Genomic DNA, 15,704 nt, shown 5'->3' on the forward strand with positions numbered 1-15,704 from the left:
GGACCTGCAGGAGCAACAGGAGCCACCGGAGCAACAGGAGCTACGGGAGCCGCTGGACCCGCTGGAGCCACGGGAGCCACCGGAGCCACCGGAGCCACTGGACCCGCTGGACCTGCAGGAGCAACAGGAGCCACCGGAGCAACAGGAGCTACGGGAGCCGCTGGACCCGCTGGAGCCACGGGAGCAACAGGAGCCACTGGACCTGCAGGAGCCACGGGAGCTACCGGAGCAACAGGCACAGGAGCAGCTGGGTTATCCGAATACGGGTATATTTATAACTTAAGCGCTCAAACGGTAGCGATAGAGGCTGATGTCATTTTTGATTCAACAGGGATAACCACCTCAGGAATTTCACATGCCCCCGGAACTTCTCAAATTGCAATTACCACCCCGGGAGACTATGAGGTCACTTTTTCTGTTTCGGGAGCAGAACCTAACCAATTCACACTATTTTTAAATGGTGCGCCGATTACAAACACAGTTTACGGTTCAGGTGCAGGTACTCAACAAAACGATGGTCAGGCTATAATAGCCATAGCAGCCGGCGATGTTTTAACTCTTCGAAATCATACTTCCGCTGCCGCAGTGACTCTGCAGACTCTGGCAGGAGGAACACAAACTAACGTAAACGCTTCAATTGTCATTAAAAAATTAGATTAACAATCAGCACTGTGTCTTGAACAAACAAAAAGTACTAATTCATCTTACTAGTACTTTTTGTTTCAGATGTTTTTTCGTTAAATCGAAAATGAACAGTGCTTTTTTTGACCTGATTTATGTTGAACGTACAAACGATCAAAATTCTTTTCATCTCAGGTGTTTATTTTGTATGTGGAGAAGAAAATAGATATTGCCACTTTAGGAGAGACGGGATTAGCTTAAGGTATATATTGAGCATTGCTTAAAATATAAGCTAACACCAAGATGAGATTGTGGTGTTAACAATTTAGCATTCGATAAAAGCTCAAAAGTTAAGGTTTGATGATAGATGAAGTACTCTATCTTCGAAAAAAGATTATATCAAATTAGCATACCAAGTGACCGTTTAACCTCCTTGATATACAAAAACCTTCCGTGTTGGAAGGCAATCATTAAATTTCAATTTTGATCTTTTTAGAATCACTGATCTTCTTATGGTTGTGGTCAAAGACGTCACTTGTTGTGATTTCGATCCACTTGATCTCTTTTTCTTTCTTCTTATCATCAGCATCTTCATCATGAGCATGGCCGCTTGATGCATTTACAATAAAGCCGAGATTCCCGGACTTTTCTGCTCCGCCTTCCAATTCGCCATTCAACTCTTCAAGATAAATATCTTTGTTCCAATCAAAGGTTTCCCCTGTATTTGTTTTCATCAAGGCAATCGGCGCAACATTTACTTTTTTTGAAGATGTGTTCTTGATGTCAACGAAGACCTTAACGAAATCAAACTCTTCATCGTGTGTTAATACATGAAAATAATCAATCATGCTGTAGTCCGGGCGCAAGTGGATCAGCTTCATTTCTTTTACTGTTAACTCCACGTCGCCAATCTTATAGGTTTGATTCACTTGCTTGATATTCTTTAAAACAGCCTTTCCCTTGTCATCAGAAAACGTTTGGCCCGCCTTCATCAAAGATCGGTCATCGGTGACTTGTGAATTGGGCTGATAAACATCTCTGCTGTCTTTTTGAGATGACGTGCTTTGCGGTGTGGCTTTTACCGCTTGCTCCTCGCCCGCATTTTGTGTTTCTGTATTGACGTTTGATGAGCAGCCCGCAAGCATGACGATAAAAACAGCAATCGAAATAATTCCTCTCATCATGATTCCTCCATTAAAAAGAGAGCCCGTTACTCCATACAAGCAACGGGGCACCTTGTATTCTTTTACTTATCTTTAATCTTAATCTTGTATTGTAAAGCGCTGAAAACTTTTTTAGCGATTTCAGTATTATCAATTTGGCCTGCGAAATCCTCGCTTGACGGTCCGTACGCGTAGACGGGAACATCTTCACCGGTATGTCCGCCTGTCGTCCATCCAGTGTGGGAGCGTTTATTGAAAATCTCCTCAATCGCGTTATCGATTTCAAGTACTTCTTTCGTTTTTGCGGCTTTTTTAACAGATTGAATTTCTGATTTAGTTAAAGCCAATTTCTTTTGGTCAATATACGTTTTTAATGTTTTTTCAACACCTGCGCCGTCAGCGATTTTTTCTGCCATAAAATCAGGTGTGCGCTTTGCGGCTTTAATAGGTTCACTGAACCAGTTGTAGATGCCGTCCGCACCGATTGAGTATCCGCCTGTGGAGTGGTCAGCTGTTGCGACAACCAATGTGTGTTTGTCTTTTTTGGCGAAATCAATAGCCGCCTTAAAAGCTTGTTCAAAGTCTTCCATCTCACTCATGGCGGCGACGATATCATTGTCATGTCCCGCCCAGTCAATCTGGCTGCCTTCGACCATGAGGAAGAAACCGTCTTTATCCTTGCTTAATTTTTTAATCGCAGTGTTTGTCATATCTTTTAATGAAGGGATATCCTTCGTACGGTCCATCATTTTAGGCAGGCCGCCGTCAGCGAATAGGCCGAGAACTTGGCTGTCTTTATTTCTAAGCATGCTCTTGCGGTCATCCACATAGCTGTAACCCGCTTTTTTGAATTCCTTGATTAAATTGCGGTCCTTGCGGTCAAAATTGCTTTTTCCTCCGCCAAGAAGCACATCAATTTTGTGCTTGCCGTTTACCATTTCATCAAAATAATCATCGGCAATCGAATTCATGTTTTTCCGGCTGTGATCGTGGGAACCGAAAGAGGCGGGAGTGGCGTGTGTAATTTCTGAAGTCGCCACAAGGCCTGTTGATTTTCCTTTTTCTTTCGCTGCTTCAAGAACCGTCTTGACCTCTGACCCGTCGTTATCCACCGCAATCGCATTGTTATATGTTTTCACTCCAGCTGACATAGCCGTTGCCGCAGCTGCAGAATCTGTTACGTTTTGTTCTGGATCTTCAGGGTAAGTCGTTTGCTGGCCGACAAGGTATTGATCAAAAGCGGTAGGCTCTACAAACTTTGTCTTTTTATTATCCTTTAAGTAACGATAAGCGGACGTATACGACACACCCATACCATCACCAATCAGTACGATCACATTCTTAATTTCGTCTTGATTCCCCTTTTTCTTTTCCTTGGCGCTGGCTTCAGGCACACTGCCTCCGGCTAAGCTGCTGAACGCAATACATGATAAAACCGCGATAGGCAGTAATTTCTTCGGGAATTTTTTCAACTGGATAACCTCCTAAAATATATGTATCTCAATGACAACCCCATTATATTTTTTAAGTGTTAAGCAAGTATTAATCGATTATAAAGATTGGATTTACAAGAATAAGAGATTGGGGGACAATGGGGTCCTTCAGGCTGAGTGAGGATGAGCATATAGAAAAGCTGGATGCCCGCGGGGACAAGGGGGATCAAGAGACTGGGAGATATGACAATTTGCAAAAAGAAAGCAGGGACCTCTATAAAAATCCCTGCTTTTATTTAATGATCAAACAAGGTCTTTTCATTAAGGGAAAACTGACTCGCAGTATAATGATCACCTTGCTTCCATTTCACTTCAACCGTAATATCATGGCCTTCAAGCTCATGTTCATCTAATCGCTCCAAAAAAGAAACGGACTTCTCTTTTGCGCTTCCATCGCGGGAAGTGCCGCCGGAATAATCTCGGATGGGGATTTCTGTATCAGAATTCAGCAGAACCTCATCATCTTTTTTTACAATCAGAGATCCCACATAAGTGTTGTCAGCTTTAGCCGTATCACCGATCCAATAAAGATTGCCGCTGTATTCGTTAAGGGCATCTTCATTTTTGGTAAAAACAGCTTCCCAATTCCGATCTTTGCTTTCTCCCCGCCAATTCGGATATTCCAATCGCACATGATGAATAAGCTGATAGGAAAAAAAGATCAAACAGAAAACCAATAATAGGGATGCCGTGAAAATGAGAGGGTATTTATAAAGACTGGACATAATAAACTCCTATTCGTTTAATTAATTACCTTTGAAAAAAGAATTTCATCCCGGATCAAAATGCCGTTTTCTTCGGTTTGAGCCGCCTCGCTTTTTCAACTGCGTTTGGAAACAATGCGGCAAATTGATAGCCCCTCTTTTGATAAAACGCCATCGCATGTACATGATCGTTCGTTGTGATAAGCTTTATCCGTTGGCAATATGTTTGTTTAGCCGTCTCTTCAACCTGCAGCAGCCGGTCCCTTTCTTTTCAATGATACTATCTAATGAAATCATTTCACAATCTTTACCACCTATCACGTATGTAATACAACCGATGATTTCGCCATCTTCATCTAAAGTGTCATAGCCATCTCATTCATCGCATCGAAAAATGCCGCTGGAAATCACCATCTCGGGTGTGCCCTCATGCTCGGCAAAAAAATCGGTCAGCATATGTTTCGACAACTCATTGCTCGAGATGATCTTCATCGTCCTCCTCCTCCTAGAAATATGTAATATCAATATATACAATAAATAACAAGAAGAAAATAGATGCTGAGGTGATGGTATGGAAATCAATGATGTCATTTACGGGCGGCACCATATAGACGGAGTGCTGGAAGAGCTTATCAAAAGCGCGCCGGTGCAACGATTGAAAGGAATCTATCAAGGCGGAGCAAGCTTTTTAGTCAATCAAAAGTGGAATGTGACTCGGTATGAGCACTCCGTCGGCGTGATGCTCCTCATCAAAAAACTGGGAGGAACGATAGAAGAACAGATAGCAGGCCTGCTTCACGATGTGTCGCACACGGCTTTTTCTCATGTAATCGATGTTGTCTTTGAAAATGAAGCGGAAGACTATCATGAAAACATCTTTCAACAAGTCATTGTTCAATCTGAGATTCCGGGAATTTTAGAAAAACACGGTTATGATGCCGAAGAACTTTTAACAGACGACACGAGATGGACATTGCTCGAACAGCCCGCGTCGGAGCTTTGTGCCGATCGGATAGACTATACGCTGCGCGACATGTACCGATATGAACACATTAGTCTGCTCGAAGCGCAAAGCTTTTTGGATCATCTTATTGTGAGAAACGGAAGGACGTTTCCGGATGGTATCGAAGCCGCCGAATGGTTTGTCGGGGTGTATTACATGGAAGTGATTGATTTCTTTTTGAATCCTGTGAATGTATATGGCTATGAATACTTAGCAAGAACGTTGAAGGCTGCGTTGCGGCACAATATCATATCAGCAGAAGATCTGCTAAAAACGGATCAAGAGGTACTCCACATTCTGCATGCATCAAAAAATGAAGAAGTACTCAGCTTGCTTAAACATATTCATCCCGGCATCCAAGTAAAAGAAGATGACATCCAGTACGATTTCCATCAAAAGAAGAAAATGCGTCTTATCGATCCATCCATTTTTCATCATGACGAATGGGTTAAAGCCTCAGCTGTATCTGAAAACGTCAGAAAAATGGGGGAGGCCGCTTATCAAAAAGCAAAAAAAGGTGTGTATATAAAAGTGTTGCATCTCTAGTTGCCGCGTAACAGCGGCTTTTTTCATGTTTGGCTATGTAAATCAAGGGGAATAGGACAAACTGTGGGATCGTTTTATGAGAAGTTCAGCGTATTTACATACCATTCGGGGGTATAGTATTATCAAAAGGACATATTTGCTTGCAGTTATTCGTTTTATTGTCTGCTGGCAAAAATAACAGTAAAAAATGAAGCAAAGGAGAATGAACATGAAACTCTCTAAAAAAGCACTGGGAATTCTGATGTTATCTCTTGTTTTTGTTTTATCAGCATGCGGCAATAACAATAGCACAAAAGAAAATACACATGAAAATCATTCAGATTCATCATCACATGAAAAAATGGACCATTCCGGATCAGCTGACATTCCAGAGGGATTACAAGAATCTAAAAATCCGAAATATAAAGTAGGCAGCCAGGTAATCATCAAAGCTTCTCATATGAAAGGCATGAAAGGTGCCGAAGCTACAGTGACAGGCGCCTATGACACAACGGCGTATGTTGTCTCTTACACTCCGACAAACGGAGGACAGCGTGTGGATCATCACAAATGGGTGATCCAAGAAGAGATCAAAGATGCGGGAGAGAAAACTTTAAACCCCGGAGATCAGGTGATCTTAGAGGCTTCTCATATGAAAGGCATGAAGGGAGCAACAGCCGAGATCGACTCCGCCGAAAAAACAACCGTATACATGGTTGACTATACATCGACAACTAGCGGTGAAAAAGTAAAAAACCATAAATGGGTCACCGAAGACGAGCTTTCAGCTAAATCATAAAAAATCCTCCTTTTACAAGGAGGATTTTCAGCGTGTCGACAAACCCTTGCATTCGTTGTCAAGCCTGTGCGTTGGTGCTCACGAATTAGGACATTCGCTCCGCTCCAATGCTCGCCTTTCCTAGACTTCAAGGGTTTTCAACCACGCTGAAAAGATGACAAAATCCTAAAACTAAACCGTTTTAGGATTTTGTCAACAATCTGAAATCCTCCTTTTACAAGGAGGATTTTTTTGCTGTCTGGACAGGTCTTGTTAAAGAAATGAAGGCAAACAGGACAGCGATAATGACAATCGATCCGCCGCACCAGGCCGTTGAGACAACACTACCCGTCTGATCCAAAACAACACCGCCAATGGCTGAGCCAAGGGCGATTCCGACTTGGAGGGCAGACGTGTTAAAGCTTTGCTGAATGTCAGACGAATCTGGCGCAATTTCTATCAAATAGCTTTGCTGAGCCGGGGCGAGGCTCCAGCTCAGAAGTCCCCAAATCACCATGACAGGCAAAAAGAAAATCATCGACGATGTTGACAGCGGCAGTAAGAACATAATGATGGCGAAGGAACCAGTCACCAGCAAAATGCTCTTAAACGAACCAAGCCGGTCAGAAAGCGCTCCTCCGAAAGGGCCTCCGCACACAGCAGATATCCCGAAAAGGAAATAACAAATGCTGACCCAGAAAGAGCCCAGGTGAAGAGTTTCTTCTAAAAACGGCGCAAAGTAGGCGTATAGCGTGTAGTGCCCCGCTAAAGTAAACATCGTGACAAGGTGTGAACTCGCGATTTTCAGATTGCCAATCGTCTTGAGCTGGTCTCGGAAAGGTATCATTTTTTCCGTCGGTATCTTTTCAAAGAAGATTGAAATAACCAGCATGGAGACTAGCGCCAAAAGTCCAATGCCAAGGAACAAAATGCGCCATCCGAAGGAATCGCTGATTAAGATTCCGAGCGGTACGCCTAATGCGATAGCAGAACTGAATCCCATAAAAATAATGCCGATTGCGCGCGCTCTGTATTCAGGCGCTACAATTTTCGGGGCAATCGTTAAAGAAAGCACAACAATCAGCCCCGTACTCATCGCAGCCAATACCCTTGACACCATCAGCGTTGCAAAATTAGGGCTGAAATAGGCCACAAGATTGCTAAGGAAGAAAACAAATAAGGAAATTAAATATAAACGCTTCCGCTCAATCTTCGCAGTCAATGCCAAAAGCAGCGGGCCTGACACTGCATAGCCAAGCGCAAACACACTGATCAGCTGCCCGGCTGAGACAATGGAAATGTCTAAATCATTTGCGATCTGAGGAAGAATTCCTCCCACAATTAACTCAACCAATCCGACTGCAATCGTAGAAGCTGCAAGCAGGAAAACTTTAAAATTCATAACAAACTCCTTTACTAAAATGTTTTGACAAATAAAAAAATCCTGATTACAAAAAATGTCATAAACAATTTTTGTAATCAGGATTTTACGGTTCCTGGTAGACACCCTCAAACCATATTATTGAGGTTATACAAGTGATCATAGCTATTCAATTGATTCGTTTCTGTTGATGAGTGTAACACATTATGAATGAATCTTCCATAGAAAAATGTACAAAACGATGAACTGTACAACTATATGATTATATTTATTTTTTAAAAGTATAGACATTTATAAAATAATGACTATAATAATTATTGTAAGCGTTTTAATCACAAGGGGGGATAGCAGTTGAAAAAAATATTACTTGCGTGCAGTTCAGGAATGTCCACCAGTTTATTGGTGACAAAAATGAAGGAATACGCACAATCCATCGGAGAGGAAGCAGAGATTTGGGCTGTCGGCCAAGATAAGGCGAAAGAAGACATGAGAAAAGCGGATGCCGTTTTGATCGGTCCGCAAATGAGCTTTCTGAAAAGCGAACTGCAAAAAGAGGCGGATCAATACAATATTCGAGTTGAAGTTATTGACATGATGGCCTACGGAATGGCAGATGGCAAAAAAGCGTATGAGCAGGCAGTGTCATTAATGGAGAATCAATAATGGAACACATAAAAATCACGGATTTAACAGACGAACAAATCAGTTTTCAGCTTATCCTGCACAGCGGGAATGCCCGCAGCTGCATCATACAATCACTGCGCGCCTACAAGGAAGGAAACAAGGAAGAGGCGGATGCCCTCATTGCCAAGGCGGAGCGGGATTTATCCGCGGCCCATGACATTCACTTTCAAATGATACAGAAAGAATCAGGCGGGGAAGCGGCGGATTTCTCCTTGCTGCTCATGCATGCGGAGGATCACCTGATGTCAACATTGACCATGAAAGAATTAGTGAAAGAACTGCTTGAACTCTTTCAAACAAAGAATCTATAAAAAATCGGGGTGGATAGGGTGTTCGAGAAAATCAGCCAATTCCTTGTTCCAATTGCAGGGAGGTTAAACAATAACCGCTATTTGCAAGTGCTCCGAGATGCGTTTATGCTGGCCTTCCCGCTTACGATATTCGGGTCCATTTTTGTGGTGTTAACGAACTTGCCGTTCTTAAACAAAATTATGAATGGGTCAATGCTTACATCGTTTCAGTCTCAATTCGGCATTGCCTCCACGGCGACTATGGGCATTATGTCTGTCTTTGTCGTGTTCGGGATAGGCTATTACCTGTCAAAAAGCTATCAAGTCGAAGCCGTATTTGGGGGCGCGATCGCTTTGGTGTCCTTTTTGCTCTTAACGCCTTTTATCGTTCAACCGGAAACAGGGGATGCCATTACAGGGGTTATCCCGGTCGATCGTCTCGGTGCAAAAGGGATGTTTCTTGGTATGATTACGGCATTTCTTTCTGCTGAAGTCTACAGAAGAATCGTTCAAAAAAACCTGACGATCAAAATGCCTGCGGGTGTTCCTCCTGCGGTAGCAAAATCATTCGCCGCACTTATTCCGGCATTTATTACATTGACCGTATTTTTGCTGATTAACGTTCTGGTGACGCAGCTATTTAAAACAAATATGCACGACGTCATTTATCATGCGATTCAGGCTCCGCTTGTCGGTCTTGGAAGCGGTATCATTCCGACGCTGATTGCCGTGTTTTTCATTCAAATCCTTTGGTTTTTCGGGCTGCACGGACAGATTATTATCAACTCCGTGATGGACCCGATTTGGAATACACTGCAGGTAGAAAACCTTTCTGCTTATACGGCGGGAAAAGAAATCCCTCATATTATTTCAAAGCCGTTTATGGAGATTTATACAGTAGGGATGGGCGGAACTGGGATGACGCTTGCGATTGTCTTTACCATTCTCATATTCATGAAAAGCAGGCAGATGAAGCAAGTATCAAAACTCGGCCTTGCTCCCGGTATTTTTAACGTAAATGAACCGATTATATTCGGGCTTCCGATTGTCATGAACCCGATCATTATTGTGCCTTGGGTTTTGGCGCCAATGGTTGTTACGCTCGTCACCTATCTGGCCATGTCAGCGGGGCTCGTTCCGCCTCCGACTGGTGTTACGGTGCCGTGGACGGTTCCTTTATTCATTAATGGCATCATGGCGACGAACTCGATCATGGGTGGCGTGATGCAGCTTGTCAATCTGCTGATTGTCTTCGTGATTTGGTTTCCGTTCCTAAAAGCAATGGATAAATTAAATCTGGCAAAAGAAAAAGAACAGGCTGTACAGGAAACAGCTGCTCAGCAAAATGATAACAGTATCAAAATGTGACATAAGGGGAGAGAGACTTGGCACAAACAGAACAATATCGTTTTCCAAAAGATTTTTGGTGGGGGTCATCCGCTTCAGCAACACAAACGGAGGGTGCCGCCGATAGAGACGGAAAAGGGCAGAATATATGGGATTACTGGTTTGAAAAAGAACCGTATCGTTTTTTTGATCATGTCGGGCCCGCAGCGACATCTCAATTTTACGACAATTATAAAGAAGATATCAGGCTGATGAAGGAGCTTGGCCATAACTCGTTCCGGATGTCGATTTCCTGGTCGCGTTTAATACCGAATGGAACAGGAGAGGTCAATGCCAAAGCTGAAGATTTCTATAAGGGAGTCATTGATGAGCTGATCGCTAACGGAATAGAGCCTTTTGTCAATTTGTTTCATTTCGATATGCCGATGGAGCTTCAAAAAAACGGCGGCTGGGTAAACAGAGAAACGGTTGACGCTTATGAAAACTATGCGAGAACGTGTTTTCGTTTGTTTGGAGACCGGGTGAAAAAATGGTTCACGCATAATGAACCGATCGTCCCCGTAGAAGGCGGATACTTATATGATTTCCATTATCCAAACAAGGTCGATTTTAAAGAGGCTGTCCAGGTCGGTTTTCATACGATGCTATCGAGTGCACGTGCGATTCAGGCTTACAAGGAGATGAAGCAGGACGGAAAAATCGGCATCATTTTAAATTTGACACCGTCCTATCCGAGAAGCAGCCATCCGGCGGATGTGAAAGCGGGAGAAATAGCAGACGCGTTTTTTAACAGATCCTTTTTAGACCCATCTGTCAAAGGAGAATTTCCAAAAGAGCTGGTTGACATTTTAAAGAGCGAAGGCTTTGTTCCTGACTATAAGAAAGAAGATCTTGAGGTCATCAAACACAATACGGTTGATCTGTTGGGGGTGAATTATTACCAGCCGAGACGTGTAAAAGCAAAAGAACATCTTCCGAACCCCGACTCTCCTTTTTTGCCGGACAGGTATTTTGATCCTTACGTCATGCCGGGCCGCAAAATGAATCCGCATCGCGGCTGGGAGATCTACGAAAAAGGCGTTTATGATATTTTGATCAATTTAAAAGAAAACTACGGGAACATCGAGTGCTTTATCTCTGAAAACGGCATGGGGGTTGAAGGCGAGGAACGCTTCAGGGATGAGCAAGGCACAATTCAAGATAATTACCGGATTGAATTTATAAAAGAACACCTTAAATGGATTCACCGCGCCATACAGGAAGGGTCAAACGTAAAAGGCTATCACCTATGGACGTTTATGGACAACTGGTCTTGGACCAATGCTTATAAAAACCGATATGGGTTTGTATCAGTCAATCTCGAGAAAGACGGGGAAAGGACCATCAAAAAAAGCGGAAAATGGTTCAAGGAGATTGCTGAGCAAAACGGTTTCTAAATTTACAGATCTTCCGGCAATCATCATGATGATTAGAGTCCACGGCCAGCCGCAACATTGATGAAATAGGGAAAAAAACTTATGATATCCGTAAAAGCTTATGTGATATCAAACTCTAACAGCTGCCGGAGGATACCAATGAATAAATACGAAATCATTGCAAATGAAATGAGAAATAGAATTAAAAATAACGTCTATCCGATCGATCAGCCGATTCCCGATGAAGTATCTCTTGCGAAAGAGTTCAACTCAAGCCGCATGACGATGAAAAGAGCTTTGGATAATTTAGTTGCCGAAGGGCTGCTGTTCAGAAAACGAGGACATGGCACGTTTATTATTCAATCAGCGATACAGGATGACCATGTCCATGTGGTCAGCAATGAAATCCTCGGATTGACCAACTTGCTGAAAGATAAGAAAATCAAGAGCAAGGTCATTCAGTTTGAAGTGCAATTTCCCACAGAGGAAGTGGCCGCCCATTTGTCTATTGATCAGAAAACACCTGTTTATTATGTCGTACGGCTGCGGATTGTAGAGGGAGAGCCCTATGTATTGGAAAAAACATATATGCCGACTCATTTAATACCAGGCATTAATGACGATGTCCTTCATGATTCGATCTACAACCACATCACAAACGAGCTGCAGCTCAAAATCGCCGGAACACACCGGAAAATCAGAGCCTGCAAATCTGATCATATTGACCAGCAGCATCTGGGCTGCAAAAAGGATGATCCAATTCTGGAAGTCGAACATGTGGGCTTCTTAGATAACGGCATTCCATTTGAATATTCCTTTTCCCGTCATCGGCATGACAAATTTGTCGTCACTTCGGTAAACATACGGCGCTGATCGCGGAGATAACAAGGAGGCCATCTGCATGCTTGGCGGTATTGAAGCAGGCGGCACAAAGTTTGTTTGTGCCGTCGGTAAAGAAGATGGAACGATCATTGACCGAGTTGAGATCCCTACAACGATGCCGGATGAAACGATAGAGAAAGTCATTCAATATTTTCGCCAATTCTCATTACAGGCTATCGGCATCGGTTCCTTTGGCCCTGTTGATACCGATAAAACCAGTAAAACATACGGAACCATTATGGCCACGCCGAAAGACGGATGGAGACACTATCCCTTTTTGCAAACCGTTAAAAATGAAATGAAAATCCCAGTCGGATTTCATACGGATGTCAATGCTGCGGCGCTGGGTGAATTCCTTTTCGGTGAAGCGAAGGGTCTAGACAGCTGCCTGTATATAACGATTGGAACTGGCATTGGTGCAGGCGCAATTGTAGAGGGCCGGCTCCTTCAGGGGCTGTCACATCCAGAGATGGGCCATATTTATATCCGGCGGCACCCGGATGATGTATACCAAGGGAAGTGCCTGTATCATAAGGATTGCTTTGAAGGCCTGGCTTCTGGTCCCGCCATAGAAGCGCGCTGGGGAAAAAAAGCTGCTGATTTATCAGATATAACCCAAGTTTGGGAACTGGAAGGGTACTATATTGCCCAAGCGCTGTCTCAATATATTTTGATCCTTGCGCCTGAAAAAATCATTCTTGGCGGCGGCGTGATGAATCAGCGACAGGTGTTTCCTTATATTTATCAATATGTACCGAAAATCATGAACAGTTATCTCGATATTTCAGAATTGTCAGAAAGTATAAGTGGTTACATTGTACCTCCATGTTTAGGCGGTAACGCCGGAATCATCGGCACGTTTGTTTTAGCGGATCAGGCCTTACAAGAAGCATCAGCATCCGGGGAGGTGCGGTCATGAAGCACCCTTTATTTTTGGAGCCTGTCTTTAAAGAAAGAATATGGGGAGGAACAAAGATTCGTGACGCTTTCGGCTACGCGATCCCCTCGGAAAAAACAGGTGAGTGCTGGGCCGTTTCTGCACATGCCCATGGCTCGTCGGCTGTTAAAAACGGCCCGCTGGCAGGAAAGACACTTGACCAAGTATGGCACGATCATCCGGAGATTTTCGGTTTTCCAGATGGAAAGGTTTTTCCGCTGCTGGTAAAGCTGCTGGACGCCAATATGGATCTCTCCGTGCAAGTACATCCTGATGATGATTATGCGATACTGCACGAAAACGATCTCGGCAAAACGGAGTGCTGGTATATTATTGATTGCAAAGATGACGCCGAAATGATTTTGGGCCATTACGCAAGCACAAAGGAAGAGTTCAAACAAAGAATGGAAAGCGGCGATTGGCACGGGTTGCTGAGACGCCTCAAAATCAAGCCCGGAGATTTCTTTTATGTCCCAAGCGGTACGCTCCATGCTTTATGTGAGGGAACCCTTATCCTTGAAATCCAGCAAAACTCTGATACAACGTATCGCGTTTACGATTATGACCGCTGCGATGATAAAGGCCAAAAAAGAACCCTCCATATAGAAAAAGCCATGGAAGTCATAACGATACCGCATATTGATACAGTGCATACACCGGCAGTGAAAGAAGTCGGTAATGCCGTAATCACTGTTTATGTACAATCGGATGATTTCTCCGTTTACAAATGGAAGATTAGCGGCCGAGCTGTTTTTCCTTCTCATCAAACCTATTTGCTGGGGAGTGTCCTGAGTGGATCAGGCCGAATCGTAAATAATGATATTCAGTATGAGTGTAATGCAGGCTCACACTTTATTCTGCCTGCGCATTTTGGCGAGTTTTCAATAGAAGGAACGTGTGAGTTGATAATATCTCATCCTTAATGAATGGGGGAATTGCATTGTTTAAGAAACATACGATTTGTTTGCTCATCTTATTTTTACTTGTGTCTGCTGCTTTGGCGAAACCAATTGAAGCGCATACTGTGCCGCCTGTTAATCCTAATGCACAGCAGACAACAAAAGAAGTAATGAATTGGCTTGCGCATCTGCCGAATCGAACAGAAAACAGAGCCCTTTCCGGAGCGTTTGGAGGCTATAGTTATGATACATTCTCTATGACTGAAGCTGAAAGAATTCGAAACGCTTCCGGACAATCACCTGCTATTTACGGCTGTGATTATGCCAGAGGATGGCTTGAAACTGCAAATATTGAAGATTCGATAGATGTAAGCTGCAACAGAGATCTGCTATCGTATTGGAAAAGCGGGGGAATTCCGCAAATCAGTCTGCACCTGGCGAATCCGGCTTATCAATCAGGACATTTTAAAACATCAATTACAAACGATCAGTATAAAAAAATATTAGATTCTTCAACAGCGGAAGGGAAGCGGCTGAATGCCATGCTCAGCAAAATTGCTGACGGACTTCAAGAACTGGAGAACCAAGGCGTGCCTGTTCTGTTCAGGCCGCTGCATGAAATGAACGGTGAATGGTTTTGGTGGGGACTTACATCATATAATCAAAAGGATAATGAAAGAATCTCCCTCTATAAACAGCTCTATAAAAAAATCTATCATTATATGACCGACACAAGAGGACTTGACCATTTGCTTTGGGTTTACTCCCCCGATGCCAACCGAGATTTTAAAACCGATTTCTACCCGGGTGCGTCTTACGTGGATATTGTCGGATTAGATGCGTATTTTCAAGATGCCTATTCGATTAACGGATACGATCAGCTAACGGCGCTTAACAAACCATTCGCCTTTACGGAAGTTGGCCCTCAAACAGCAAACGGCAACTTTGATTACAGCCTGTTGATCAATGCAATAAAACAAAAATATCCTAAAACCATTTACTTTCTGGCATGGAATGATGAGTGGAGCCCAGCTGCAAACAAGGGTGCTTCAGCTTTATATAACGACAGCTGGACACTTAATAAGGGAGAGATATGGAACGGTGATTCTTTAACGCCTATTGTTGAATGAGAAGGAAGCATTGTACACTTAAGAAGGTGCTCATGAATGTCTTGAGCATCTTCACACCCTGATCAGGCATTCATATCAGTATTTGTAAGATCAGATAAAGTATACACATGACAAAGCGTAAAAGAATGAAATAAAAAAATATAGAAAAGGTGTTGACCGAATAAAATACACATGGTATATTATTAAACGTCGCTGATGAACAGCACACAACAACATGAAAAACAAAAAAGTTTTTCTAAGGTGTTTACAAGTTTTGAAAAACGTGTATAATAAGTGAAGTCGAATTAAAAAAGATTCGATTAGCGAAAAAACATTCTCAAAAAACTTCTTGACTTCAACATCAAATGATAGTATGATAGTTAAGTCGCTTGATAAGCGCCCGTAGCTCAATTGGATAGAGCGTTTGACTACGGATCAAAAGGTTAGGGGTTCGACTCCTCTCGGGCGCGCCA

At 43.1% G+C, this 15,704-nt stretch carries 13 protein-coding genes, 1 tRNA gene, 3 pseudogenes and 1 riboswitch; of the genes and pseudogenes, 12 read left to right on the forward strand and 5 right to left on the reverse strand.

The window, feature by feature from the left end; all coding sequences use genetic code 11:
- Positions 1-660: pseudogene (locus ACY3LV_RS20420) on the forward strand (collagen-like protein); the annotation flags it as partial.
- Positions 661-1,091: 431 nt separating this feature from the next.
- Here ACY3LV_RS20420 and ACY3LV_RS20425 read toward each other — a convergent pair.
- From ACY3LV_RS20425 to ACY3LV_RS20440, 4 genes and pseudogenes are all read right to left on the reverse strand, one after another.
- Complete coding sequence (locus ACY3LV_RS20425; protein WP_464864418.1) at positions 1,092-1,802, reverse strand: DUF4352 domain-containing protein; 711 nt, start codon at positions 1,800-1,802, stop codon at positions 1,092-1,094.
- Positions 1,803-1,867: 65 nt separating this feature from the next.
- Positions 1,868-3,256 (reverse strand): alkaline phosphatase PhoB, encoded by a 1,389-nt coding sequence (gene phoB / locus ACY3LV_RS20430; RefSeq protein WP_464864413.1) that lies wholly within the window; start codon positions 3,254-3,256, stop codon positions 1,868-1,870.
- 257 nt (positions 3,257-3,513) lie between these two features.
- Positions 3,514-4,002 carry a DUF4944 domain-containing protein gene (locus tag ACY3LV_RS20435; protein WP_464864414.1) on the reverse strand — a complete coding sequence of 163 codons (489 nt, stop codon included), beginning with the start codon at positions 4,000-4,002 and terminating at the stop codon, positions 3,514-3,516.
- A gap of 17 nt (positions 4,003-4,019) precedes the next feature.
- Positions 4,020-4,473 (reverse strand): annotated as a pseudogene (locus tag ACY3LV_RS20440) (GNAT family N-acetyltransferase).
- 79 nt (positions 4,474-4,552) lie between these two features.
- Between ACY3LV_RS20440 and ACY3LV_RS20445 the strand changes: the two are divergent.
- Positions 4,553-5,530, forward strand: a complete 978-nt coding sequence (locus tag ACY3LV_RS20445; protein WP_464864415.1) for an HD domain-containing protein — start codon at positions 4,553-4,555, stop codon at positions 5,528-5,530.
- 158 nt (positions 5,531-5,688) lie between these two features.
- Positions 5,689-6,308: pseudogene (locus ACY3LV_RS20450) on the forward strand (YdhK family protein).
- Between the two features lie 214 nt (positions 6,309-6,522).
- Here the strand turns inward: ACY3LV_RS20450 and pbuE are convergent.
- Positions 6,523-7,689 carry a purine transporter PbuE gene (pbuE, locus tag ACY3LV_RS20455; protein ID WP_148964491.1) on the reverse strand — a complete coding sequence of 389 codons (1,167 nt, stop codon included), beginning with the start codon at positions 7,687-7,689 and terminating at the stop codon, positions 6,523-6,525.
- 54 nt (positions 7,690-7,743) lie between these two features.
- Positions 7,744-7,843, reverse strand: a riboswitch (purine riboswitch).
- A gap of 176 nt (positions 7,844-8,019) precedes the next feature.
- Here pbuE and ACY3LV_RS20460 point away from each other — a divergent pair.
- The 9 genes from ACY3LV_RS20460 (at position 8,020) to ACY3LV_RS20500 (ending at position 15,704) form a co-directional block, all read left to right on the forward strand.
- Entirely contained in the window at positions 8,020-8,331 is a 312-nt protein-coding gene (locus tag ACY3LV_RS20460; protein WP_087993591.1) for a PTS sugar transporter subunit IIB, read from the forward strand.
- Positions 8,331-8,663 (forward strand): PTS lactose/cellobiose transporter subunit IIA, encoded by a 333-nt coding sequence (locus tag ACY3LV_RS20465; RefSeq protein WP_333562356.1) that lies wholly within the window; start codon positions 8,331-8,333, stop codon positions 8,661-8,663. Before ACY3LV_RS20460 ends, ACY3LV_RS20465 begins: the two co-directional genes overlap by 1 nt.
- An 18-nt stretch (positions 8,664-8,681) precedes the next feature.
- A complete protein-coding gene (gene celB / locus ACY3LV_RS20470) occupies positions 8,682-10,010 on the forward strand; it encodes a PTS cellobiose transporter subunit IIC (RefSeq protein WP_148964488.1) in 1,329 nt (442 codons plus the stop codon).
- Between the two features lie 17 nt (positions 10,011-10,027).
- Complete coding sequence (gene gmuD, locus ACY3LV_RS20475; RefSeq protein WP_148964487.1) at positions 10,028-11,425, forward strand: 6-phospho-beta-glucosidase GmuD; 1,398 nt, start codon at positions 10,028-10,030, stop codon at positions 11,423-11,425.
- A gap of 138 nt (positions 11,426-11,563) precedes the next feature.
- Positions 11,564-12,277, forward strand: coding sequence for a transcriptional regulator GmuR (gmuR, locus tag ACY3LV_RS20480; protein ID WP_148964486.1), 714 nt, complete (start codon positions 11,564-11,566; stop codon positions 12,275-12,277).
- Between the two features lie 28 nt (positions 12,278-12,305).
- A complete protein-coding gene (locus ACY3LV_RS20485; protein ID WP_464864416.1) occupies positions 12,306-13,205 on the forward strand; it encodes an ROK family protein in 900 nt (299 codons plus the stop codon).
- Positions 13,202-14,146, forward strand: a complete 945-nt coding sequence (manA, locus tag ACY3LV_RS20490; protein ID WP_394716818.1) for a mannose-6-phosphate isomerase, class I — start codon at positions 13,202-13,204, stop codon at positions 14,144-14,146. The genes ACY3LV_RS20485 and manA overlap by 4 nt, the downstream gene beginning before the upstream one ends.
- Positions 14,147-14,163: 17 nt before the next feature.
- Positions 14,164-15,252 carry a glycoside hydrolase family 26 protein gene (locus ACY3LV_RS20495; protein WP_464864417.1) on the forward strand — a complete coding sequence of 363 codons (1,089 nt, stop codon included), beginning with the start codon at positions 14,164-14,166 and terminating at the stop codon, positions 15,250-15,252.
- Between the two features lie 375 nt (positions 15,253-15,627).
- Positions 15,628-15,704, forward strand: a tRNA-Arg gene (locus ACY3LV_RS20500).

The organism is Bacillus sp. 11C, assembly GCF_055486375.1.

Bases quoted from the DNA above. Each gene is read 5' to 3' on its own strand.
- ACY3LV_RS20425 (WP_464864418.1), bottom strand. From the start codon at position 1,802: ATGAGAGGAATTATTTCGATTGCTGTTTTTATCGTCATGCTTGCGGGC.
- ACY3LV_RS20435 (WP_464864414.1), bottom strand. From the start codon at position 4,002: ATGTCCAGTCTTTATAAATACCCTCTCATTTTCACGGCATCCCTATTA.
- ACY3LV_RS20445 (WP_464864415.1), top strand. From the start codon at position 4,553: ATGGAAATCAATGATGTCATTTACGGGCGGCACCATATAGACGGAGTG.
- pbuE (WP_148964491.1), bottom strand. From the start codon at position 7,689: ATGAATTTTAAAGTTTTCCTGCTTGCAGCTTCTACGATTGCAGTCGGA.
- ACY3LV_RS20465 (WP_333562356.1), top strand. From the start codon at position 8,331: ATGGAACACATAAAAATCACGGATTTAACAGACGAACAAATCAGTTTT.
- gmuR (WP_148964486.1), top strand. From the start codon at position 11,564: ATGAATAAATACGAAATCATTGCAAATGAAATGAGAAATAGAATTAAA.
- ACY3LV_RS20485 (WP_464864416.1), top strand. From the start codon at position 12,306: ATGCTTGGCGGTATTGAAGCAGGCGGCACAAAGTTTGTTTGTGCCGTC.
- manA (WP_394716818.1), top strand. From the start codon at position 13,202: ATGAAGCACCCTTTATTTTTGGAGCCTGTCTTTAAAGAAAGAATATGG.